We start from the raw sequence: 21,944 nt of genomic DNA on the forward strand, positions 1-21,944 counted from the left end.
CAGAAGAGGCACCTGCGTTGCGACAGCAGATGCCAGTGAACTGTTCAGTCACGGAGATTGGCGTAAAATGGTTAAGTCCCGATTAACCACGATCATTCACTATATTTATTAGCGAATACTCAAAGAAAAAGCCGGCTGGACGGCCGGCTTTTCTATTATTGCTATCGGCGTAACTCAGGCAGCGGAACGAGCGCTTGAGATAACGCCAACGAGATCATTGACGATCTGCTCCACCTGCGCGCTGTCGTCGCCCTCGGCCATGACGCGGATCAATGGTTCCGTGCCGGAAGGGCGAATGACGAGACGGCCATTATTGGCCAATGCGCTTTCCGCATCCGCAATCGCCTGCTGCACGATAGGATTTTCAAGCGGCTTGCCGCCCGAAATACGCACATTCTTCAAAAGTTGCGGCACAGGCTCAAACTTGCGGCAAACCTCGCTGACGGTGCGGCCGGAGCGTTTGACCTTGGCGAGAACCTGCAATGCCGCAACGAGGCCATCGCCGGTCGTACCGTAATCCGACAGCACGATATGGCCGGACTGCTCGCCGCCGACGTTGAAATTATGGTTGCGCATGTGCTCAACAACATAACGGTCGCCGACCTTCGTACGGGCAAGGGTGAGGCCCTTGTCACCGAGGAAACGTTCGAGACCGAGGTTTGACATGACGGTGGCGACGATGCCGCCGCCGCGCAGCGTTTTGTCGTCAGCCCAGCTATCGGCAATCACAGCCATCAGCTGGTCGCCATCAACGATCTCGCCGCGTTCGTCGACGATGATAACGCGGTCCGCATCACCATCGAGCGCGATGCCGATATCGGCCCGCACTTCATGCACCTTCTTCTGCAGGGCTTCCGGATGGGTGGAGCCGCATTCGAGGTTGATATTGATGCCATTCGGTTCGTTGCCGATGGTGACGACTTCAGCGCCGAGTTCCCAGAGTGCCGCCGGGGCCACCTTGTAAGCGGCGCCGTTGGCACAGTCGATGGCGATCCGCAGGCCGCTAAGCGTCACATCACGCGGCAGGGTGCGTTTGACGAATTCGATATAACGGTAGATATCGCCATCCACGCGCTTTGCGCGACCGATCTCGCTCGGCTTGGCAAGCTGCGCGTAAATATCCTTGTCGAGAAGATCCTCGATCTCCAGTTCCAGCTCGTCGGAAAGCTTGTATCCGTCGGGTCCGAAAAGCTTGATGCCGTTGTCTGAAAAGGGATTGTGCGACGCCGAGATCATCACGCCGATATCGGCGCGCAGCGAGCGGGTGAGCATCGCCACAGCCGGAGTCGGGATCGGCCCGAGCAGGAAGACATCGAGGCCGGCTGCGGTAAAACCGGCGACCAGCGCGTTTTCCAGCATATAGCCCGAAAGCCGCGTATCCTTGCCGATGACGACACGATGGCGATGATGGCCACGGCGGAAGATCGTGCCGACCGCAATGCCCACACGCATCGCCAGATCCGGCGTCATGGGGAAGACGTTCGATTGTCCGCGGATACCATCGGTTCCGAAATAACGGCGTGCCATTTGAACTCCAAATCTTTTCCAGCATTCCGGCAAAAGCTGAAAACAGCCGGAAGCGTTTTTGGCTAGATGCCACAAACCACGATAAACAGCACGTAAATTACCGCAAAAATGGCTTATATCTTGTTACCAAACTGAAAAGGCCACCCGGAAAACCGGGTGGCCTTTTACAATCACTCGCTTGGCACTGGCGATCAGTGCGGCTGCGGCTCCATGCCGCCTTCGGCCTCACCATCGCCCTTGGCTTCGCCATCGCCCTTCACTTCACTCGGGCCGTCCTTCTTGGTGCCGGCCTTCGGCACTGCCGAACCGCGGCTGCCGGGAGAATCGTCGCCCAGATCGCGGGCGGGCTTCTCGCCCTTCAGCAGGGCCTTGATCTCGTCACCCGTCAGGGTTTCGTATTCAAGAAGGCCCTCGGCAATGGCGACGAATCCATCGTGGTTATCAGTCAGGATACGCCGTGCCTCGGTATAGGCCTCGTCGATCAGACGGCGAACTTCGGTGTCGATCGTCTGCGCCGTTGCTTCGGAGACATTCTTCGACTGCGAGACGGAATGGCCAAGGAAGACTTCCTGCTGGTTCTCACCGTAAGAAACCTGGCCAAGAGCATCGGAGAAGCCCCATTGCGTGACCATGGCGCGGGCAAGCTTGGTGGCCTGCTCGATATCCGAAGACGCGCCTGACGTGATGTTCTCCTTGCCGAAAGTCAGTTCCTCGGCAACACGGCCACCCATCATGATGACGAGGCGCGACACCATCCACTTGTAGCTCATGGAGTAGCGGTCGCCTTCCGGCAGCTGCATGACCATGCCGAGTGCGCGGCCGCGCGGGATGATCGTCGCCTTGTGCAACGGATCAGCCACGGCAACCTTCAGCGCGGTGATGGCATGGCCGGCTTCGTGGTACGCGGTCAATTTCTTTTCGGCCTCGGTCATGGCGGAGGAGCGGCGTTCCGCACCCATCATGATCTTGTCCTTGGCGTCTTCGAATTCCTGCATGGTGACCACACGCTTGTTGCGGCGGGCGGCCATAAGGGCAGCTTCGTTAACAAGGTTCATCAGGTCCGCACCCGAAAAACCGGGGGTGCCGCGGGCCAGAACCTTGAGATCGACATTCGGCGCCAGAGGCACGTTGCGGATATGCACCTTGAGGATGCGCTCGCGACCGACAATGTCCGGGTTCGGCACGACGACCTGACGGTCGAAACGGCCGGGACGCAGAAGTGCGGGGTCAAGAACATCAGGACGGTTGGTAGCGGCGATAAGGATGATGCCCTCATTCGCCTCGAAACCGTCCATCTCGACCAGCAGCTGGTTCAGCGTCTGTTCGCGCTCATCATTACCGCCGCCAAGACCGGCGCCGCGATGGCGACCGACGGCGTCGATTTCGTCGATGAAGATGATGCAGGGTGCGTTCTTCTTCGCCTGCTCGAACATGTCACGCACGCGGCTTGCGCCGACGCCGACGAACATTTCCACGAAGTCCGAACCGGAAATGGTGAAGAACGGCACATTGGCTTCACCGGCGACGGAACGCGCCAGAAGCGTCTTACCCGTACCGGGAGGGCCGACCAGAAGTACGCCGCGCGGGATTTTACCGCCGAGACGCTGGAACTTCTGCGGATCGCGCAGGAATTCGACGATTTCCTCGAGGTCCTGTTTGGCTTCGTCCACGCCGGCAACATCGTCAAACGTCACGCGGCCATGGGCTTCCGTCAGGAGCTTGGCCTTGGACTTGCCAAAGCCCATCGCGCCACGCGAGCCGCCCTGCATCTGCCGCATGAAGAACAGCCAGACGCCGAGGATGAGGAACATCGGCAAAAGCGTGCCGAGATAGCTCAAAAAACCGGAGGATCCATCGCTTTCAGGACGCGCCACGATGGTTACATTCTTGCTTTGCAACCGCTCCATCAGGCTGTCGTCGATGACGGGGGAATAGGTCTGAAAGGCCGTGCCGTTTTCGGTATAGGTTCCGAGAACCCGGTTACCGGTGACGGTCACGTCGCGAACTCGCCCGGAATCCACATCGCGAATAAACTGGGAATACGGAATTTCCCGCGAACCCGTTTGTGTCGGCGACGTCTGGAACATGCTGAACAGCGCGATCAGCAAGAGGGCGATCACGGCCCACAAGGCGAAATTTCTGAAATTTGGGTTCATCGAACTCCCCGAACTCACACGGGCATGTCTGCTGCCCGCTCTTACGTGCCCCTAACATAAGGACGACATTTGCCGTTGCCAAGGCGAAGGGCGTTATCTGATGCGTTTTGGTGTAAAAAGTATTCCAAGGCAATTCACGAATAAAGAGGCCGGATTTAAACCGGGGGCTGTAAATATGCAGACCGTCCAAATAAATTGGCGATTGCATTCGCCAACTCCAGGTCGAAGCGCGGCAGGAAAAGATCAAAAGGTGCGAGCCTCAGCGTGACCGTGATGGCCGCTGATAATGAATCCGGCCCATCGGCCGCTGCGGCAATTTGCGGCAGACCCGCCATTGCCGGTTTCGCCACCCCAGCCGGTACGGATGGAAAAAGCGCGGCGGCTTGCGTAGCGTCACCGATCCTGTGCGCTTTGACATGGACTGGAAAAGCCGATCCGTTCTTCACAAAGAAACGATCGTCCCAAAGCCCCTGTTGATACGCGCCTACTGGAAGCTCCGGCAGGTTTCGCTGCTCACGAAACATATAGAGCCCGTCCCTCCGACGATCGAGCAGGATGCGTCCGACCGTCAGTCGCCCCTTTTCACCCGTTTTGAGAAACCGCAAAACGCGCTCCATGCTGTTTGCGGCGGGAAAATATGCCCTTCCGCCCAGGGTGGCGACCAGCGCCGCCAGCCCATGCCGGAACTCGGGAAGATCGGGATCGATGCCATCGCCGGCCAATCTGGCCAGCGCGGCGTGAAAGACCTCTGTGTGACCGCGCAGGAAAATGGCTGTTTTTTCGGAAAGCGCCTGTCTTTTGAGAGAAGCCTCCACATCGATACGGACGAGGGAAGGGGCAAGTGCCTGCCGCACCCGCACTCTCTCATATCGGATATTCTCATTGCTCGGATCGTCAAACCAGCTGCGTGAGCAGGACGAGACGTAGTCGCGGATTGCCTGCCTCTCGCACATCAGAAACGGCCTCATGATCCAGTGACGGCCATCGTATAAGACTGCGTCCGCCATGCCGGAGAGACCGGGATTGTCAGAGCCGCCGCCGCGGGCGGCGCGCATCGCTACGGTCTCACGCTGGTCGCCGACGGTATGTCCGGTCACGACAAGATCGGCGCCGATCTCACGGGCAACCTCGGCAATCAGGCGGTAACGGGCAAGCCGGGAGGCTTCGGAAAGGCCCGAGGCCGGTTTGGCATCGTCCCATCGGCGAATGACGTGGGGGATGCCAAGCTCCGCACAAAGCACGCCGACCTTGAGCGCCTCATCGGCGGATTCCGCTCTCAGCGCATGGTCGACCGTAACGGCGGAAAGTCGCAAACGGTCCTGACCCCATTCCGCTGCTGCCTCATGCAATGCCAGCAACAGGCCGGTTGAATCACTGCCGCCGGAGATTGCGACGAGGATATGGGCGGGTTTGCGAAGATTTTCGACAAACGACCTTGCCGCCGCAAGCGGCGCAACTGTCCTTTGGCTCAGAATACGGGCATCAACCGGCATGGAAACACCCGCAACGCAGGGAAAAATCAGCAGCTCAGCCGCTTCTGTTCGCTGGCCACCTTGTTCAGCACGGTCTTCGAAGCACTGGGATAACGCTTCGGCACCTCGCGCAGGGTGGCGCAGGCGGTTTCGGTATTGTCGAGAGCGGCAAGCGACATGCCGAGCTTCATCAGCATTTCTGGCGCCTTGGGGGATTTGCCGTAGGTCTGATGGCCGTTCAGGAAGGTTTTTGCAGCCTCGTTGAACTTGCCCTGCGAATATAGCGCCTCGCCCAGCCAGAAGCTGGCATCCGCAGCCTTAGTGCCCTTGGGGTAACCCTGGAGATATTGCTGGAACCCCTGCTCCGCCAGCTTGTAGTCACCGGAAAGAACATGGCCGTAAGCGGCCTGATAGATATCGCTCTCGCTGGTCAGCGCCGCCGTATTGACCGGATCGGTCTTGCGCGGGCTATTGCCGGTGGTCACACCGGGAAGATTGCCTGACGAGTTGTTGGCGCCCTGATTGAGCGTACCGCCAATCGGCATTCCCTTGGAATCGAGTTCGATGGAGCCGAGTGTCGTCTCTCCCGGTGCGCCTGTCGGAGCATTGGAAGGAGCAGACGGCGAAACGGAAGCGCCACCCTCGGGTGGCGTTTCGATAATCGTTGCAACGTCGTCGGTCGGTGGTGTGGCCGGACTTACCGGACTGGCCTCCGCCTTCTTTTTCGGCGTTGCGGGACTTGCGGCCTTGCCGCCGGCATTGCCGCTTTCCAGTTCCTGGAAGCGGAACTCATTGTCCTCCTGCGCCTTGCGGATCGTTTCCTGCATCTGCAAAAGCTGGAAGCTCATTTCCTCGATACGGCCGTTGAGCTGCCGGATCTGTTCTTCAAGCTGCTGAACCCGATAGGCTTCATTGGCCTGAACCCGGACGACCGGGGCCTGTTGAGAGTTGATCGTGCCGAAGCTACCCCCCGCACCGAACAGCGGACCGGAAACGGCGATGCCGCTCAGGCCGGTGCAGGCTGCAAGCCCCAGCATTCCCGCCACGACAAGTTTCTTCATCTCATTCGTCCTGCCTTAACTGATTTGCACCGGAATGGCGCAAGCCGGATTTTTTCCATATCAACCAAAAAAGCAACTTAACTTCGGCCAAACTATGAAAAAAACAAAAGGCGGCCCGAAGACCGCCTTCCATTTGAGATCACAATAACGTCAGGCAATCACATGCCCGCGCCACCGAGAACCGTAACGGCGCGGCGGTTCTGCGACCAGCAGGAGATGTCGTCGCAAACGGCGACCGGACGTTCCTTGCCGTAGGAGATCGTCTTCATGCGGTTTGCCGGAACGCCCTGGGAAGCCAGGAAGTCACGGGTTGCAGCAGCGCGGCGAGCGCCGAGTGCAAGGTTGTATTCGCGTGTACCGCGTTCGTCGGCATGGCCTTCGACCGTGATCGCGTAGTTCGGGTAACGGGCGAGCCACTGGGCCTGGCGCTGCAGGGTCTGCTGCGCATCGGCGCGGATCGAGGTCGAGTCCGTATCAAAGAAGATGCGGTCGCCGACATTGACCGTGAAGTCCTGCTGGGAGCCCGGCGTTGCGGAACCCGCGCCACCAAGGCCGAGTTCACCGGCGCTGTTCGGCATGTTCTTCTTGTTCGCGCAGCCTGCGAGAGCAAGCGCGAGCGTCATGGCGATGACAGCCGGGTTACGGGCCAGTTTCTGCATCGGGCTGAGTGCCGAAATGTGTGTACGGCTCATCGCCGGTCTCTCCTTGGAATTTCAATAACGTTGCCAGACACTAACTGATCGCGGTTAATAGCCGGCAAACGCTTATGGTTAACAGAAAGGAAATGTCCCACTTTTTTGCTCCCTCACAACAGTTTGCGGCAAGAAAGAGGCGCATTCCCGCATGGCATGCATAAAACATGACGGCGCCGGATATTCCGACGCCGTCATGACAGTCATATCAGTCCAGAAGCGGCGACCATGCCGGGTCCGAGGCAAAGGTCGGCGTCTTGATGAGCTGTTCGTTATAGCCCGTCAGGTCGATCGAATAGAGCTGCGGACCGCCGGCACCGGCGTTCTGACGGAAGAACATCAGCACGCGGCCATTCGGCGCCCAGGTCGGGCCTTCATTGTGGAAGCCGCTGGTCAGAATGCGCTCGCCCGAACCGTCGGTCTTCATCACGCCGATCGAGAACTTGCCGCCCGACTGTTTGGTGAAGGCGATCAGATCGCCGCGCGGCGACCATACCGGCGTGGAATAGGAGCCGTCACCGAAGGAAAGGCGCTGCTGGCCGGAACCATCCGCATTCATCACATAAATCTGCTGACGGCCGCCACGGTCGCTTTCAAAGGCGACGCGCTGCCCATCCGGAGAAAATGACGGCGCCGTATCGATCGCGGACGTGTTCGTCAGCCGCGTCGTGGTGCGCGAGCGCAAATCCATGGTGTAGATATTGGCGTTGCCATCCTGCTGCAGGCTCATGATGACCTTCTGTCCATCAGGCGAGAAGCGCGGCGAGAACGTCATGCCGGGGAAGTTGCCAACGACTTCGCGCTGTCCGGTTTCCAGCTGCAGCAGGTAAACGCGCGGCTGCTGGCCTTCGAAGGACATATAGGTCACTTCCTGACGGTTCGGCGAGAAACGCGGCGTCAGAACGATGTCGTTCGAGTTGGTGAGGTTACGGACGTTGAAACCGTCCTGATCCATGATCGACAGCTGGCGCTTGCGGGCCGTCTTCGGGCCGCTTTCGGAGACGAAGACAACGCGCGTGTCGAAGTAACCCTTCTCACCCGTGATCCGCTCATAGATGGCATCCGCGATGATGTGGGCGACACGGCGCCAGTTTTCCGGCTGGGTGAAGAATTGCTGGCCGGTCATCTGCTGGCCCGCAAAAGTATCCCACAGGCGGAATTCGGCGCGCAGGCGGCCATCGCTTTCGCGTGTCACGCGGCCGGTCACAAGCGCCTGGGCGTTGATGACCTTCCAGTCTTCAAAACGCGGCTGCTGATCCGGGCTGGTAATCTTTTCGATAAATGCGCTCTTGTTGACCGGCGCGAAAAGACCGGAGCGCTGCAGATCGGCTGCGATGACGGCCGAAACCTGGGCACCGATGCCGTCTCCCGACATGAAGTCGGTGATGGCGATGGGCAAGGGCTCGACGTTACCCTTGTTGATGTTGATTTCCACCCGCGCAAAAGCCGGTGCGGAGAAAACCGACATGAGGGCCGCGACAGCGAGCACCAGCCGGATCGGCGAGAATATTTTCATGTTGCCAGGCCTTTCAGCATTCATAGCAATTCACTGGGATCGAAGTTCACAACGACTTCGTTCCATGCGTCATATTTGTCGGCAGGAAGGTTCGTGAACGGAGCAGAACGCATGATGGCGCGATAGGCTCCGCCGGAAAGAGCACGACGCGTTCCTTCGGAACCGCCGGTTGCTTCGATCTCGGGCCGGCCGATGATGGTTCCATCACGGTCGAGCTTCATGGTGACCCGAACGCGAACGTCCGAGGCATCCGCCATGCCGGGAATGATCTGCCAGTTCTTCTGGATCGCGCCACGCAGCGCATCCATTTCCGTCTGGCTGAGCGTCGAACCGCCCGTTGTCTTCTTACCGCCAAGCGAAGCGGTTTGCGTCGACCGCTTCGCGCCGCCACCGGAGGGCGCCTGCTTGTTCAACAGGGCTGCAACATCGTCGGCGTTGAAATCGCTTTCCTTGGACGAAGCGGATTTCGCCGTCTCCTGCTTCTTCTCGCCCGGCTTCTTGTCGGAAGGCTTGTCGGTGGACTTTGCCTGATCGGGCTTGGTCTCGGCCGGTTTTTCAGCGGGCTTCTGCTCTGCAGGCTTGGTTTCAGCCTGTTTCGGCTCTTCCGGCTTCGGCGGTTCGGGGCGAGAATTCGGGCGCGGTACATTCTGCGGCACGGGAATCTCGGCCGGCTCCTGCGTGGCCGGCGGCGGTTCTTCCGCCTTGGTTTCCTGCGGCGGCGGCTCCGTCTTCGGCTGCGGCGCAATTTCAGGCTTGGTTTGCGGCAAGGCGGCCATTTCCTGCGGCTTGGGAGCCGAGGTCTCTTCCTTGACGATTTCCTTTACCTCGTTCGCCTTGGTATCGACGACCGGCTGCGGCTTTTCCTGCTTTGGCGGGGCCGCGGCGCTGATATTGTCGTTGGGCTTGGTGGTCGGCGTCGGCGGCGCGTCAAGATCGGCCGTGTTGTTGCCGACATTCTGGGCGTTCTCGATGATGTCAGGACGTGTGGTCGGAACAGGAGCGGACTTTTCCGCCTTCGGTGCCTTCTTGTCGCCCTGCTGGATCTGGGTCAGTTCCTCAATGGGCACCAGTTCCACCGGCAAGGCCTCGGCCTGCGACACGTCGAGCGGTTCCGGCGAGCCCAGGGAAACGAGGGCGAAAGCCAGAAGCGACGCATGCACAATCGCGGATGTGGTGATGCTGCCCTTCATCGTTTTACGTCAATTGTCCTGTTTCTGCTGGGTCACAAGGCCGATATTCTTGAAGCCCGCCGCCTGGATACGCGCCATCACATCGGCGACGACGCCGTATGCGGCAACGGAATCCGCGCGCACGAAGATACGTTCGTTATAACCAGTCGTGGCGATTGCCTGCAGCTTGTCGGCCACTTCGGCCGCCTGGATTTCAGTTTCCTGCAAATGGATCTGGCCATTGGCATTGACGGAAATGGTGATCGGCTGCGTGTCCGAATTCAGCGCATTGGCGGATGTCTGCGGCAAGTCGATCGGTACGCCGACCGTCATCATCGGCGCTGCCACCATGAAGATGATGAGCAGCACGAGCATGACGTCGACCAGCGGCGTCACGTTGATCTCGCTTATCGCGCCGCCTTTGCGCCGTCCGCCGCGCCCACCCCGGCGTCCACCGGAACCGCCGCCGCTGCCACCTGCTGACATACCCATATCATCTACTCCATTTTGCCTTGCGGCAAATTACTGCACAGCATGCATTGGGGCCGCTTATTGGGCGGCCTGCCGTGTCTGAAGTTTTTCATCGATCTGGCGCGACAGGATCGCGGAGAACTCGTCGGCGAAGCCTTCCATACGGGCGGAAAGCTTGTGCGCGTCGGCCGTGAATTTGTTATAGGCGATAACCGCCGGAATAGCCGCGACAAGGCCGATAGCCGTCGCCAGAAGCGCTTCGGCGATACCCGGCGCCACGACCGCAAGGTTGGTCGACTTCGAACCGGCAATCGCCTGGAACGAGGTCATGATACCAACAACCGTACCGAAGAGGCCGATGAAGGGACCAGCCGAGCCGATGGTGGCAAGCGAACCGAGGCGAGCCTCATATTGTTCGCCTTCACGCGCGATCGTTACGTCCATCGCGCGGTCGATACGCATCTGCAGACCGATGGGCGAACGCGCGCCGCGTTCGAATGATTTTTTCCACTCCCGCATGGCGGAAACGAAAATTGCCGCTAGACCGCCATTCTGGCGTTCCGCCAGCGTGCGATAAAGCTCCTCGAGCGACTGGCCAGACCAGAAGACCTGTTCGAACTGGTCGAACTGGCGCTTTGCCTTGCCGAAGCTCACATATTTGTCAAAGACGATCGCCCACGTCCAGACCGAGGCGGCGATAAGTCCGATCATCACGAGCTTCACGATGAGGCCCGCCTGCATAAACAGTGCCCAGAGACTTACATCGTGCGTCGCCGCTGCCAAACCTGCCTGTTCCATAAATATCCAATCCCCGAATCCAAACGCCCGGTACGGGACCGGGCGATTCAAACGCGTGTTAACGCTCGAAGTCATGCGGCGACAGCCGCCAACCCCTTTGCCATACCCCGATACTTGCCAGTAAGCCTTACTTGCCAATAAATTTGGTGAAAGGAAGGCGTGCGCCGCACAAATGCCAGTTGCTAAAGTAAGACACCATTATGGTTAAAGGAGTGTTACAACCGCGCCACGCCTGGTGGATTTACTGGACCGGGCCGTCAATTACTTCAGGAATTTTTCCGCCACCGTCTCCGGAAGACGCCTTGGGCGACCATTGGCATTGATGACGGCAATGATGACCTTGGCGGCAACCAGCAGGGTTTCACCACGCCGGATTTCCTGATTGAGCACCATTTTCGCGCCGCCGGCCTTTTCTGTCACAGTGGTGATTGTCAGCACATCATCCATCCGCGCCGGGGTCTTGAAATCGATCTCCATGCGGTGGACGACGAAAACAAGGCCTTCCTCGTCAGCCGTCAGAAGCGCGCTCTGCTCGCAACCGAGACAACGCAGGTAATCGGTGCGTCCACGCTCGAGAAAATGCAGATAGCGCGCGTGATACACGAGGCCGGAAAAATCCGTGTCCTCATAATAGACGCGTTGCGTCAGGCGGTGCCCATGTTCGATGAGTTCGCCTGAAAGCGAAACCAAAAGCTCGCTCATATTGTCTCCCTGGAAAGTTCGGCCGCATCGAAGCAACCTTCGCGGACGATAAGATGCTCGTGGCGCTGGGGCAGGTTCTCGATGCGGTCTGCAATAAAACGAGGCCTGAGATCGTGATCCAGCAGGGTGGAAGATTGCGCGGGCAACCAGCGGAACTCTACCTCGACGCCATCCAGCACCCGGTGCACGATATCGCTACCGTGGAAAGGAAAAGCCTGGCGAAGCGAAACCAGATAATAAAATGCCAGCTCATGCGCCGCATAATCGTCATAAGCGAAAAAATTCTCGGCCGACCAGAGGAGGCGCTCAACGGTACAATCCCGATCAAGCTCCTCCCTGATCTCGCGGATGATGGTTTCCTGCGAGCTTTCGCCTATTTCCGCCCGCCCGCCCGGCAAGGCCCAATAACTGTCCTTGGTGCCGCGCTGGACGAGAATATGATCGTTCTGAAAAATAAGCGCCGCGACGCGCATGCTGAAAAGCTGCGGTTTCCGGTCCAGCCGGATCATGTGGCGTTCGGAGGCAGAAGTCATTTATCGTCCAGATCGCCGTCATGCCAGACGAGATGTCTCGTCGTCTTCGGCAGGTGTTCTATTTCGTCAGCGATGAAATAGGGCGGAATATCAAGCTCCGTCAATGCCTGCCGGGTCGCCGCGACCCAGCGGAATTCTAGCTCGTTATCGCCGTCCTGAACGCGATGGATGATCGCGGTGGGATGAAAAGCCAGCGTCTCCGGCAGGTCCATCAGGTAATAAAAACCGAGTTCGTGCCAGTCCTTGCCCTCGTAGTGGAAAAAATTCTCAACCGCCCATAAAAGCCGCCCGACCTTGGCCTCGACGCCAAGCTCCTCCACCATTTCGCGCGCCAGCGTTTCCTCCGAGCGCTCGCCCATTTCGGCGCGGCCACCCGGAAAGGTCCAGAATTTTTCGTGCGATGCCCGGTGCACCAGCACGTGGCCATCACGAAACGCCAGCCCTGCGACACGCATCTGGAAAATGCGCTTAGGCTTGAACTTCATGCGGATGCGGGTGTCTTGCGTCTTGTTATCGTGCGTCATTGTCCGGACCTGCGGGCTGGAAACATCAAATCGGTTTCCGTCCACCCTAACGCATCCATCTCTTCTTTTCTTGCCTTTGCATCATCGCCCACAATGAATTCATCCAGTTGCGGCGGCTTGATCGTGGTGCCGGACAACATGGCATGCGCCTGCCCCCGATGATGCGTCTGGTGCTGGAAGAGGTGGGACAGGATATCGTCGCAGCGATCCTGCTGGATGCGCGTGCCGCGATGGATATTGACGGTTGCAGCAAGGCCGTCTTCATCGAGCCCGTCGACAAAGGCGATCAGCACCTCGTCCAGTTCCATCTGGGCGCGCTGCAGCGCCGGCACCGTGGCGAAGGGCTCCTCTGTGGCAAAGGCCGCCAGACCGAGCGTCCCGCCCTGGAGGGCATCGATATAGAATCGGTCGACGGTGTAGATGTGGTTCAGCGTGGCGCGGAGCGTTGGAAAGAAGCTGATACGACGGGCGATAAACTCCTCCTGCGAAAGCTGAAGACAGGCTTGATGCAGCCGGAAATTGGCCAGCCGGTTGTTGCGCGCGAGTTTGCGGAAGATCCGCAGCGGATCGTAAGGCATATGGATTCCTCCATTGACGCCGAATATCGGCGTTTTCAATCGACGCGTTCAAGCTCCGATCTGCTTTTCAGAACCCTGGCGCCGTCTTCCTGTTCGATCAGATAGGCAGGCTCCTGCCTGCTCGCTTTCCGCTTTATTCTGGAGCCGGCGATGGTGCGCTCGACATTATCCGTGAAAGTCTCGACGATTTTACCTTCACCAGTACCACTGCCCCAGTTCCACCGGACCTTCGTGCCCTTGCGATACACCAACATGATCATCTCCGTACCAAAGATGATCAAATGCCGGCACGCCGGGCTTGTTCCCTCAATCCTCCTCCAGCGTCAGCCGGAACTGCGCCGCCTCAAGATTCTTGGGCGGCTGCATTCCCAGATGTTTCCAGGCCGTCCCGGTCAGAATACGCCCGCGCGGTGTACGCTGGATAAAGCCCTGCTGGATCATATAGGGTTCGATGATATCCTCGATGGCATCGCGCGGCTCCGAAAGGCCGGCGGCAATGGTTTCGATGCCGACCGGGCCGCCGCCGAAATTGACGGCGATCATGGTGAGATACCGCATGTCCAACTGGTCGAGACCCATTTTGTCGACCAGCAGCCTCGTCAAGGCCTCGTCGGCGATCTCACGCGTGACCGCTTCCGCCCGCGCCACCTCGGCGAAATCGCGCACGCGGCGCAATAGCCGGCCGGCGATGCGCGGCGTGCCGCGGGCACGCCTTGCCACCTCGCGCGCGCCCTCGTCGGTCATATTCAGCCCCATCAGCCGCGCGCCGCGCCGGACGATCAGCTCCAACTCATCCACCGTGTAGAAGGCCAACCGGACGGGGATGCCGAAACGGTCGCGCAGCGGCGTCGTCAGCAAACCGAGACGCGTGGTCGCGGCGACGAGGGTGAATTTGGAAAGATCGATCTTGACCGAACGGGCCGCCGGCCCTTCGCCAATGATGAGATCGAGCTGGAAATCCTCCATTGCCGGATAGAGGATTTCTTCAACCGCAGGATTGAGACGGTGGATTTCATCGATGAAGAGCACGTCGCGCTCCTCAAGGTTGGTCAGAAGTGCGGCAAGATCCCCCGCCTTGGCGATGACAGGGCCGGATGTCGACTTGAAGTTGACGCCAAGCTCCTTGGCCATGATCTGCGCCAGCGTGGTCTTGCCGAGGCCGGGCGGTCCGACGAACAGCACATGATCCAGCGCCTCGCCACGGTTCTTGGCGGCCTCGATGAACACCTTAAGATTGGCGCGGGCTTCCGCCTGGCCGGTAAAATCGTCCAGCGACTGTGGACGCATGGTGGTGTCGATATCCTCACCGCGCTTGTCCGCAGAAATCAGTCTGTCCGCATCGCTCATTCAGGGCATTCCATTGTTCTAACCGAATTCATGAGATGGTCTTCGCCGCTATATCATGACTGTCGCGTCAAGGCGCTTCACGAAATTCAATATCGCGCCCGAACAGCATGTGTACTGCGTTCAGCCTATCGCGAAAGCTCTTTCAGCCCGAGCCGGATCAGCCTGGCGCTGTCGCCGCCCTCCCCGCCATTCTTCAATGCGGCAGCTACCGCATTGGCCGCCTGATCGCGTGAATAGCCGAGATTGGTGAGTGCGGAAACGGCATCCGCCACCGGCGCGGATGCGACACCTTCGCCAAGCTCCTGCTTCAATCCTATCGAGGCGGAGGCCTCTCCCGCAAAGGCGGGCGCCTTGTTGCGAAGCTCGGTCACGAGGCGCACCGCCACCTTCGGCCCCACACCGGGCGCACGCGAAATCATCACCTTGTCCTGAAGCGCAATGGCATTGGCCAGTTCGGAGGGCGACAAGGTGGAAAGGACGGCCAAGGCCACTTTCGAACCCACACCCTGCACGCTCTGCAACAGGTTGAACCATTCCCGCTCCAGCGCCGAGAGAAAGCCGAAGAGTTTCAGCTGGTCCTCGCGCACATAGGTTTCGATGAACAGCACCACCGCCTCACCGACGGAGCCGATTTTCGACAGCGTGCGGGCCGAACAATAGGCGACATAACAAACGCCATGCACATCCACCAGCACGTAATCCGCGCCGATTTCCTCGATGCTGCCTTTCAGTTTTCCGATCATGATGCCGCCCGCTGCAATGAGACTTTATATTAACCGGCCGCCAGTAGCCGCCGCATTCTGTCACCGCCGCGATTATGGGCGTGGCAGATGGCGATGGCGAGCGCGTCCGCTGCATCGTTACCCTTGAATTCGGCCTTCGGCATCAGGATTTTCAGCATCATGTGAATTTGCTGCTTTTCGCCGTGCCCGACACCGATGACGGCTTTTTTGACCGCATTCGGCGCATATTCGAAAACAGGCAATCCCGCCCGTGCCGGAACCAGCATGGCGATGCCACGCGCCTGACCGAGTTTCAGCGTGGCCACCGCGTCCTTGTTCACGAAAGTCTGCTCCACCGCCGCCTCGTCGGGCTGATGGCTGTGCACTATATCGGCCAGCCCGTCATGCAGCTGGCACAGGCGGGAGGCAAGATCCATATCGCCATCCGATGTCACGGTACCGGAGGCGACAAACCGAAGGCTGTTGCCGAGAGTGTCGATGACACCCCATCCCGTGCGACGCAATCCGGGGTCGATGCCGATGATTCGAATCGTCTTTTGCATAAGTTACCTTATCTTTCCGGCTGCGACCCTGCCAGTGATAAGTGAACAAAACGACAACATTCATCAAATTTGCAGTGCAGCATTTACCTCTGCTTAAACCGCGTACCGCATTGTTCCCCCACAAAATCAAAAAAGGGGAGCTGCGGGCATGATGATCCGCAGCATAATATTCAAGCCATATCAGTCATCCGGTGGCGCCAGTTATGCTTGGCGTGGGAACTGATCCGGCATTGGGGGCTGCAACAGCCATGCTGAACCGTTTTCATTCCATATCCACCAAAGTGCTGGTGATTTTCCTCGCACTGATGGCGATCTCGACCGGGGCTCTGACACTTCTTGGCTATCAAAGCAGCAGCGGCGTTCTCGAAGAGCAGGCGTCGAAATCCATGGAAAGCATTCTCGTCTTCCGCGGCGACATGCTTCAGGAGCGCCTTGAACAGCTGAAGACACAGGCGGATTCCATCGCCAAGATCGAATCCCTGCAAATGGCCGTGGTCTCCATGCGCAGCGGCTGGGGCACCGTGCAGAAGAGCTCCGGCGACGCCAAAGCGGAATTGCAGCGCGTCTTCGTCAAGGAAAACCCCTTCACCGACAGGGAAAAGCTGATCAAGCCCGAAAACCCGAGCGGCTTTTATTATTCCACCCATGAGAAGACCCAGACGGATATTGGCGGCTATCTGAAGGAAACACCGTTCAGCGACGTTCTCTTCATCGATCCCGCCGGCACGGTCTATTATTCCTATCTCAAGGGACCCGCTTTCGGAGAAACGATCACGGGCGGCGCCTGGACGGAAAGCGGCCTTGGCGCTGCATTTGCCCGCGGAGCCGCCAACGCCGAAAAAGCCGTGAACGACGTGGCGCAGACGAGTTTTTCCGGCCTGCGGATCGACGCTGCAACGAATGAAGCTGGCATTTATTACGGCATTCCGGTCGTCAAATTCGGCGCGTTCAAGGGCATTGTCCTCTTCCGCGTCAAGCAGGAGATCTTCAGCCAGATACTCGAAAAAGGCGTTGCCGCCGGCAGCTCCGAAAAATCCGCGATCATTTCCGCCGATGGCAAGGTTCTGGGCGTGGAGGGCGGCAGGCTCGTCAGTCTCGATCCGGCAATCTACGGCTTCCATGGAGAAGCACTGAACGCGGCCGGCATGACGATAGCCAAGATCGACCGGCCGGATGGCGAGGCCAATGCCTATGCGCGGCCTTTCGCTTTTGCCGGTGAAAAATATCTCGCTGTCGAAAGCATGTTGCGCAGCGAGTTGAATGCAGGTTCCATCTCGATTGCCGGCACACTTGCCGTGATCGGCCTTGGTGTTCTGGCCGCCATGTGCGTGGCGACAGCCTTTTTCGCACGGCGCCTGTTCGCGCCGCTGGAAAAGCTTGCCGGGCTGACCGGCGAAGTGGCGGCTGGCAGGCTGGATGCCGAAATCGGCAATCAGGACCGCAACGACGAGATTGGCCGCATGGCGCAGGCACTCGGCAGTTTCCGCGAAAAGCTCATCCTTCAGCGGGAGATGGAGGAGACCGCATCGCGCACGCGGGAGGAAGCCGAAACGGCGCGACGCGCGCATCTTGCCGAGCGCGAAGCCGAGGCCGGCACGCTGCAGATGGTCGTGCGGTCTCTGGATGAGGGTCTGGACCGCCTGGCGAACGGCAATCTCGCCTATCGCATAGACACGGTCTTCCCGGAGGATCTCGAAAGCCTGCGCCATAATTTCAATACGGCGCTTGCCCGGCTCAGCGAAACGATGCAGGCCATCGGCGGCAATTCCGCCGCCGTTCGTGGTGGCTCGGAAGAAATGCGGGTGGGAGCGGATCAGCTGGCGGAACGCACGGAACGTCAGGCTGCCTCCATCACCGAGACGGCAAGTGCCATCAAGGCGATCACCGAAGCGGTTCGTGACCAGATCGACCGCGCCGAACAGGCGACAAGGATCGCTCGCGATGCCAGCACGGAAGCCACGGCTTCGAGCCGCGTGATGGAACAGACCATCGCCGCCATGGAGGCGATCCAGACCTCATCGCGTCAGATCAACCAGATCATCGGCGTCATTGACGAAATCGCCTTCCAGACGAACCTGCTTGCCTTGAATGCGGGTGTCGAGGCCGCCCGTGCGGGCGACGCCGGCAAGGGCTTTGCCGTCGTGGCGCAGGAGGTGCGTGAACTGGCGCAACGCTCCGCCGCGGCCGCAAAGGAGATCACCAGCCTGCTGAAGCGCTCGACCGACGAGGTTTCCGCCGGCGTGGTGCTGGTCGAAAAGGCGGGCGCTTCGCTGACCGGCATCGGCAAACATGTGCAGACCATCAGTTCCCGCATCGAGGAGATCATGGAATCCACCCGCGATGAGGCGCACACGCTTGCGGAAATCAACAGTACCGTCACCAGCCTCGATACCATGACCCAGCAAAACGCCGCCATGGTGGAGGAAACGACGGCAGCTATCCACAATCTCGCCTCCGAAGCGGGCGAGATGGATGGCAGGCTCGGACAATTCGTGCTGGCCCCTGACCCGGATGCGAGAGGATATCGTGAAACCCGGCAATTCCGGCGGGCAGGCTGAGACAGTGAAAGGGGCCTCTTCGGAGGCCCCAATTTTTTGAACCATCCATCAATTCTATGCGACTTCACTGGTAAATCGGGACACGCGCCTTACATCCGCAACAAAGATTATATTTCTGCAGGAGCGTCGGATGATCCCCTTTTCCATTCTCGACCTTTCGCCCATTGGCGAAGGCGAGAGCGTCAGCGAGGCGCTTGAAAATTCCCGCCGCATGGCGATCAAGGCTGAAGACCATGGCTATAACCGCATCTGGCTGGCGGAACATCATGGCATGCCGGGTATTGCCAGTGCCGCAACCTCGCTCGTCATCGCCCATGTGGGCGCAGCCACGAAACATATCCGGGTCGGCTCGGGCGGCATCATGCTGCCCAACCATTCCCCGCTTGTCATTGCCGAACAGTTCGGCACGCTTGCGGCGCTGCTGCCCGGTCGTGTCGATCTCGGTCTTGGCCGCGCACCCGGAACCGACATGCGAACGGCAAGGGCACTGCGCCGCAACCTCGATGCGGGTGCGGAAAACTTCCCGCAGGATATTATCGAACTCCAGCGCTACCTCGGTCCACCGCAGCAGGATCAGGCGATCCTGGCCGTGCCCGGCATGAATTCGAACGTGCCGCTGTGGCTGCTCGGCTCCAGCACCTACAGCGCGCATCTGGCGGCAGCGCTCGGCCTGCCCTATTCCTTCGCCTCACATTTTGCCCCTGACATGCTGATGGAGGCGATCCATATCTATCGCGAGCGCTTCCAGCCCTCCGAGGTGCTGGACAAGCCCTATGTGATGGTGGGCGTGATGGGTGTGGGGGCCGATACGGACGAGGAGGCGCAACATCTCTTCACCTCGTCACAGCAGCAATTCGTCAATCTGCGCCGCAACGTCCGCACCCCGTTCCCGAAGCCGGTGCACAGCATGGACGGTTACTGGAACGAGATGGAGCGTTTCTCGGTGGAACATACATTGCGTTTCGCGGCCGTCGGCGCGCCTGAAACGATCAGCCGCCATCTCGACGGTTTCCTTGCCGAGACACAGGCGGACGAGCTGATCGTCTCGATGCCGATCCACGACATCGAAAAACGGCTGCGCTCCGTGGAGATTTTCGCCGATGTGCGGACCTCCATCAGGAAGGCCGCCTAAACAAAAAGCCCCGGAGCGACAACGCTACCGGGGCTTTTTTAGAAGATATGAAATGTCAGGCGGAAAGCTTGGCGAGGATTTCTTCGGAAACCTCGAAGTTGGAATAGACGTTCTGCACGTCGTCATCGTCTTCGAGATTGTCGATGAGCTTCATCAGCGACTGCGCCTTTTCCTCATCCACCGGCACCGTGTTCTGCGACTTCCAGATGGCCTTGACGCTTTCGGCTTCACCCAGCACGCCTTCCAGCGCCTTGGAAACCTCGTTCATCGCTTCGAAACCGCAGATGATGGTGTGGCCATCTTCGGTGGTCTCGACATCGTCGGCACCCGCCTCGATAGCCGCTTCCATGACCTTGTCGGCATCGCCGACTTCCGGCTTGTAGGCGATTTCGCCGACACGGTCGAAGGAGAAGGATACGGAACCGGTTTCGCCGAGAGCGCCGCCAGCCTTGGTGAAGATGGAGCGCACGTTGGAAGCGGTACGGTTACGATTGTCGGTCAGGGCCTCGACGATGACGGCGACGCCGCCCGGGCCATAGCCCTCGTAACGGACTTCATCGTAGTTTTCTCCGTCTGCGCCGGAGGCCTTCTTGATGGCACGCTCGATATTGTCTTTCGGCATGGACTGGGCCTTGGCGTTCTGGATTGCCAGACGCAGACGCGGGTTCATGTTCGGGTCGGGCATGCCCGTCTTTGCCGCAACGGTGATTTCACGCGCAAGCTTGGAAAACATTTTGGACCGTACGGAGTCCTGCTTGCCCTTGCGGTGCATGATGTTCTTGAACTGTGAATGACCAGCCATGGAAAACCTGATTGTCGTAATTTGGAGATTGCGGGCCTTATAAGTGCGATAGGCCCATCGTTCAAGCCCGCAAGCGCTTTCTCTTGCCCGCAAGAATATAAGGAACTGATTTATCCGCTTTTCGTTTTGTTCATGAAAGCGGAAGAGCGGGGCATTTTTGCCCTCCCGGTTGCCGCAGCGAACCTGAAGGAGGAAGCACATGGTCAGCCTGACTGAAGCAAGAGAAGCCCCTGCCCGCCAGCTCTGGGACGAGGTCAATTCGGTCCATGCCGGCATGCTCGGCCTCGAGGGCCTGCACAATCATATGCAGCCCATGGCACCGCACGCCGACCCCAAGACCAACACGATATGGTTTTTCTCCAAGAAGGATACCGATCTGGTCAAAACGCTGAAGCCGGGTTCACGGGCGCATTTTTGCCTCGTCGGAAAGGACCATGATTATCACGCCTGCCTTTCGGGCGTGCTTGAGGCGCGTGACGACAAGGCAAAGATCGAGGAATACTGGAATTCCGTTACTGCCGCCTGGTACGAACACGGAAAATCCGATCCGCAATTGACGATGCTGGCGCTTCACGTTGACGATGCCGAAATCTGGGCCTCGACCGACAGCACGCTTAAATTCGGCTGGGAAATCGCCAAGGCCAATATGTCCGACGACAAGACACCCGATGTCGGCGTGCGCCAGCACCTCGCCTTCGCCTGATAACGGGCTCCCCCGCCTTCCTCGCCGGCCCCTCTATTGCATGCCTTTTGGCACCAGTATCTGCGGCTGGCGGGGAAGATTTCTCATTGAGACCCGGATGATCGGATCGCTCGCATAGGCAATCCGGAAACTTGCACCAAACATCGTCAGAAACTGCTCCAGCGGCGCGCCGGTGCGGTGCATCGGCAAGATCAGCGCGGAACGCAGGCGCTTGACCACGCGGCTCATGCTGTCGGCGCCCATCGTCAGCCCGCCATCAACAGGCACCATCAGTACATCCAGACGGCCTATCTCGGCATAGTGCGTATCCGTCAACTCATGATGCAGATGGCCGAGATGACCAATGCACAGCCCCGCGACCTCGAAGATGAAGATGGAATTGCCGTTTTCCTGGAAGGATTCGTAGTCACCCCATCGATTGCGGATGTCGGTCGCGACATTGCGGATATAGACATCGTCCACGAGAACCTTGTGTTCGGCCTTTTCCCCCGGCGTATCGCTCCAGCCATGCAATACATATTGAATGGCCGGGTCGGGATTAAGGGTGAAATGCGTCGAATGAGCCCGGTTCATCGTCACCACAGTCGGCGTGACGGGCGGACGATAAACGCCGTTATAATCGGTGGCGATCGTCACGCCGCCGGGGCTTTCGATGAGATAGGTGGAATGGCCGATGAAGCTGATCTTCACCTCTTCCTTTGGCGTCGCCTGTGCCAGCTGGACACTTGGCCGATTGAGGGGCGGTTCGAAGCTCGCGAACATGACGCCGGGTATGTTGCGGGCGATCGCCTGGCACTGGCTGACCGGAGGGCGGCTTTCCGTTTGGGCAAAGGTCGCTCCCGCACAGGTGAGCAGACCCGTTATTGCAAGCATAAGCACACGCAGCATCATGCCACTCCCCTGAACTTGCGAAGGTTG

The 21,944-nt window shown here is 59.2% G+C and carries 22 protein-coding genes; 3 read left to right on the top strand and 19 right to left on the bottom strand.

Going from position 1 to position 21,944, the window contains the following annotated elements:
• Window positions 1–174: 174 nt before the first annotated feature.
• The 17 genes from glmM to ruvC all read right to left on the bottom strand — a co-directional run bounded on the left by glmM (window position 175) and on the right by ruvC (window position 15,831).
• Window positions 175–1,527, bottom strand: coding sequence for a phosphoglucosamine mutase (glmM, locus tag AGR13A_RS18110; protein ID WP_003497557.1), 1,353 nt, complete (start codon window positions 1,525–1,527; stop codon window positions 175–177).
• 191 nt (window positions 1,528–1,718) lie between these two features.
• Window positions 1,719–3,683: an ATP-dependent zinc metalloprotease FtsH gene (gene ftsH, locus AGR13A_RS18115; protein WP_035222247.1), complete on the bottom strand. Its 1,965-nt coding sequence runs from the start codon at window positions 3,681–3,683 to the stop codon at window positions 1,719–1,721.
• 155 nt (window positions 3,684–3,838) lie between these two features.
• Window positions 3,839–5,176, bottom strand: coding sequence for a tRNA lysidine(34) synthetase TilS (tilS, locus tag AGR13A_RS18120; protein ID WP_080838319.1), 1,338 nt, complete (start codon window positions 5,174–5,176; stop codon window positions 3,839–3,841).
• 26 nt (window positions 5,177–5,202) lie between these two features.
• A complete protein-coding gene (gene ybgF / locus AGR13A_RS18125; protein ID WP_167377587.1) occupies window positions 5,203–6,216 on the bottom strand; it encodes a tol-pal system protein YbgF in 1,014 nt (337 codons plus the stop codon).
• Window positions 6,217–6,374: 158 nt separating this feature from the next.
• On the bottom strand, window positions 6,375–6,908 hold the full coding sequence (gene pal / locus AGR13A_RS18130; RefSeq protein WP_035222239.1) for a peptidoglycan-associated lipoprotein Pal: 534 nt from the start codon (window positions 6,906–6,908) through the stop codon (window positions 6,375–6,377).
• Between the two features lie 208 nt (window positions 6,909–7,116).
• Window positions 7,117–8,424: a Tol-Pal system beta propeller repeat protein TolB gene (gene tolB / locus AGR13A_RS18135; RefSeq protein WP_035222753.1), complete on the bottom strand. Its 1,308-nt coding sequence runs from the start codon at window positions 8,422–8,424 to the stop codon at window positions 7,117–7,119.
• A 20-nt stretch (window positions 8,425–8,444) separates the two neighbouring features.
• Window positions 8,445–9,614 carry a hypothetical protein gene (locus tag AGR13A_RS18140; RefSeq protein WP_035222237.1) on the bottom strand — a complete coding sequence of 390 codons (1,170 nt, stop codon included), beginning with the start codon at window positions 9,612–9,614 and terminating at the stop codon, window positions 8,445–8,447.
• 9 nt (window positions 9,615–9,623) lie between these two features.
• Window positions 9,624–10,085 (bottom strand): protein TolR, encoded by a 462-nt coding sequence (tolR, locus tag AGR13A_RS18145; RefSeq protein WP_003506238.1) that lies wholly within the window; start codon window positions 10,083–10,085, stop codon window positions 9,624–9,626.
• Window positions 10,086–10,142: 57 nt separating this feature from the next.
• On the bottom strand, window positions 10,143–10,862 hold the full coding sequence (gene tolQ / locus AGR13A_RS18150; RefSeq protein WP_003497570.1) for a protein TolQ: 720 nt from the start codon (window positions 10,860–10,862) through the stop codon (window positions 10,143–10,145).
• A 261-nt stretch (window positions 10,863–11,123) separates the two neighbouring features.
• The gene (gene ybgC / locus AGR13A_RS18155) at window positions 11,124–11,564 is read right to left on the bottom strand and encodes a tol-pal system-associated acyl-CoA thioesterase (RefSeq protein ID WP_080838321.1); all 441 of its coding nucleotides are present in this window, start codon (window positions 11,562–11,564) and stop codon (window positions 11,124–11,126) included.
• Window positions 11,561–12,097, bottom strand: a complete 537-nt coding sequence (locus AGR13A_RS18160; protein ID WP_080838324.1) for an NUDIX hydrolase — start codon at window positions 12,095–12,097, stop codon at window positions 11,561–11,563. The genes ybgC and AGR13A_RS18160 overlap by 4 nt, the downstream gene beginning before the upstream one ends.
• Window positions 12,094–12,621, bottom strand: a complete 528-nt coding sequence (locus AGR13A_RS18165; RefSeq protein WP_035222231.1) for an NUDIX hydrolase — start codon at window positions 12,619–12,621, stop codon at window positions 12,094–12,096. The genes AGR13A_RS18160 and AGR13A_RS18165 overlap by 4 nt, the downstream gene beginning before the upstream one ends.
• Window positions 12,618–13,199 carry a DinB family protein gene (locus tag AGR13A_RS18170; RefSeq protein ID WP_080840299.1) on the bottom strand — a complete coding sequence of 194 codons (582 nt, stop codon included), beginning with the start codon at window positions 13,197–13,199 and terminating at the stop codon, window positions 12,618–12,620. Before AGR13A_RS18170 ends, AGR13A_RS18165 begins: the two co-directional genes overlap by 4 nt.
• A gap of 35 nt (window positions 13,200–13,234) precedes the next feature.
• Window positions 13,235–13,453, bottom strand: coding sequence for a DUF2945 domain-containing protein (locus AGR13A_RS18175; protein ID WP_080840301.1), 219 nt, complete (start codon window positions 13,451–13,453; stop codon window positions 13,235–13,237).
• 52 nt (window positions 13,454–13,505) lie between these two features.
• Entirely contained in the window at window positions 13,506–14,546 is a 1,041-nt protein-coding gene (gene ruvB, locus AGR13A_RS18180; RefSeq protein ID WP_080838327.1) for a Holliday junction branch migration DNA helicase RuvB, read from the bottom strand.
• A 125-nt stretch (window positions 14,547–14,671) separates the two neighbouring features.
• Window positions 14,672–15,289: a Holliday junction branch migration protein RuvA gene (gene ruvA / locus AGR13A_RS18185; RefSeq protein WP_035222226.1), complete on the bottom strand. Its 618-nt coding sequence runs from the start codon at window positions 15,287–15,289 to the stop codon at window positions 14,672–14,674.
• Between the two features lie 29 nt (window positions 15,290–15,318).
• On the bottom strand, window positions 15,319–15,831 hold the full coding sequence (gene ruvC / locus AGR13A_RS18190) for a crossover junction endodeoxyribonuclease RuvC (protein WP_003523217.1): 513 nt from the start codon (window positions 15,829–15,831) through the stop codon (window positions 15,319–15,321).
• Window positions 15,832–16,079: 248 nt separating this feature from the next.
• On the opposite strand from ruvC, the gene AGR13A_RS18195 reads away from it, so the two are divergent.
• Window positions 16,080–18,389 (top strand): methyl-accepting chemotaxis protein, encoded by a 2,310-nt coding sequence (locus AGR13A_RS18195; RefSeq protein ID WP_080838330.1) that lies wholly within the window; start codon window positions 16,080–16,082, stop codon window positions 18,387–18,389.
• A gap of 130 nt (window positions 18,390–18,519) precedes the next feature.
• Window positions 18,520–19,521: an LLM class flavin-dependent oxidoreductase gene (locus AGR13A_RS18200; protein ID WP_080838333.1), complete on the top strand. Its 1,002-nt coding sequence runs from the start codon at window positions 18,520–18,522 to the stop codon at window positions 19,519–19,521.
• Window positions 19,522–19,576: 55 nt separating this feature from the next.
• Here AGR13A_RS18200 and AGR13A_RS18205 read toward each other — a convergent pair whose 3' ends face one another.
• On the bottom strand, window positions 19,577–20,323 hold the full coding sequence (locus tag AGR13A_RS18205) for a YebC/PmpR family DNA-binding transcriptional regulator (protein WP_080838339.1): 747 nt from the start codon (window positions 20,321–20,323) through the stop codon (window positions 19,577–19,579).
• A gap of 199 nt (window positions 20,324–20,522) precedes the next feature.
• Between AGR13A_RS18205 and AGR13A_RS18215 the strand changes: the two genes are divergently transcribed.
• A complete protein-coding gene (locus tag AGR13A_RS18215; protein WP_035222217.1) occupies window positions 20,523–21,026 on the top strand; it encodes a pyridoxamine 5'-phosphate oxidase family protein in 504 nt (167 codons plus the stop codon).
• Between the two features lie 33 nt (window positions 21,027–21,059).
• On the opposite strand, the gene AGR13A_RS18220 is transcribed toward AGR13A_RS18215, so the two are convergent.
• Complete coding sequence (locus AGR13A_RS18220; RefSeq protein WP_139786095.1) at window positions 21,060–21,917, bottom strand: MBL fold metallo-hydrolase; 858 nt, start codon at window positions 21,915–21,917, stop codon at window positions 21,060–21,062.
• Window positions 21,918–21,944: the final 27 nt, after the last annotated feature.

It is taken from the genome of Agrobacterium genomosp. 13 str. CFBP 6927, assembly GCA_900012615.1.
Lineage (GTDB): Bacteria > Pseudomonadota > Alphaproteobacteria > Rhizobiales > Rhizobiaceae > Agrobacterium.

Excerpts from the sequence above, each read along its gene's own strand:
- glmM (WP_003497557.1), bottom strand. The coding sequence starts at position 1,527 with ATGGCACGCCGTTATTTCGGAACCGATGGTATCCGCGGACAATCGAAC.
- ftsH (WP_035222247.1), bottom strand. The coding sequence starts at position 3,683 with ATGAACCCAAATTTCAGAAATTTCGCCTTGTGGGCCGTGATCGCCCTC.
- tilS (WP_080838319.1), bottom strand. The coding sequence starts at position 5,176 with ATGCCGGTTGATGCCCGTATTCTGAGCCAAAGGACAGTTGCGCCGCTT.
- ybgF (WP_167377587.1), bottom strand. The coding sequence starts at position 6,216 with ATGAAGAAACTTGTCGTGGCGGGAATGCTGGGGCTTGCAGCCTGCACC.
- pal (WP_035222239.1), bottom strand. The coding sequence starts at position 6,908 with ATGAGCCGTACACACATTTCGGCACTCAGCCCGATGCAGAAACTGGCC.
- tolB (WP_035222753.1), bottom strand. The coding sequence starts at position 8,424 with ATGAAAATATTCTCGCCGATCCGGCTGGTGCTCGCTGTCGCGGCCCTC.
- AGR13A_RS18140 (WP_035222237.1), bottom strand. The coding sequence starts at position 9,614 with ATGAAGGGCAGCATCACCACATCCGCGATTGTGCATGCGTCGCTTCTG.
- tolR (WP_003506238.1), bottom strand. The coding sequence starts at position 10,085 with ATGGGTATGTCAGCAGGTGGCAGCGGCGGCGGTTCCGGTGGACGCCGG.
- tolQ (WP_003497570.1), bottom strand. The coding sequence starts at position 10,862 with ATGGAACAGGCAGGTTTGGCAGCGGCGACGCACGATGTAAGTCTCTGG.
- ybgC (WP_080838321.1), bottom strand. The coding sequence starts at position 11,564 with ATGAGCGAGCTTTTGGTTTCGCTTTCAGGCGAACTCATCGAACATGGG.
- AGR13A_RS18160 (WP_080838324.1), bottom strand. The coding sequence starts at position 12,097 with ATGACTTCTGCCTCCGAACGCCACATGATCCGGCTGGACCGGAAACCG.
- AGR13A_RS18165 (WP_035222231.1), bottom strand. The coding sequence starts at position 12,621 with ATGACGCACGATAACAAGACGCAAGACACCCGCATCCGCATGAAGTTC.
- AGR13A_RS18170 (WP_080840299.1), bottom strand. The coding sequence starts at position 13,199 with ATGCCTTACGATCCGCTGCGGATCTTCCGCAAACTCGCGCGCAACAAC.
- AGR13A_RS18175 (WP_080840301.1), bottom strand. The coding sequence starts at position 13,453 with ATGTTGGTGTATCGCAAGGGCACGAAGGTCCGGTGGAACTGGGGCAGT.
- ruvB (WP_080838327.1), bottom strand. The coding sequence starts at position 14,546 with ATGAGCGATGCGGACAGACTGATTTCTGCGGACAAGCGCGGTGAGGAT.
- ruvA (WP_035222226.1), bottom strand. The coding sequence starts at position 15,289 with ATGATCGGAAAACTGAAAGGCAGCATCGAGGAAATCGGCGCGGATTAC.
- ruvC (WP_003523217.1), bottom strand. The coding sequence starts at position 15,831 with ATGCAAAAGACGATTCGAATCATCGGCATCGACCCCGGATTGCGTCGC.
- AGR13A_RS18195 (WP_080838330.1), top strand. The coding sequence starts at position 16,080 with ATGCTGAACCGTTTTCATTCCATATCCACCAAAGTGCTGGTGATTTTC.
- AGR13A_RS18200 (WP_080838333.1), top strand. The coding sequence starts at position 18,520 with ATGATCCCCTTTTCCATTCTCGACCTTTCGCCCATTGGCGAAGGCGAG.
- AGR13A_RS18205 (WP_080838339.1), bottom strand. The coding sequence starts at position 20,323 with ATGGCTGGTCATTCACAGTTCAAGAACATCATGCACCGCAAGGGCAAG.
- AGR13A_RS18215 (WP_035222217.1), top strand. The coding sequence starts at position 20,523 with ATGGTCAGCCTGACTGAAGCAAGAGAAGCCCCTGCCCGCCAGCTCTGG.
- AGR13A_RS18220 (WP_139786095.1), bottom strand. The coding sequence starts at position 21,917 with ATGATGCTGCGTGTGCTTATGCTTGCAATAACGGGTCTGCTCACCTGT.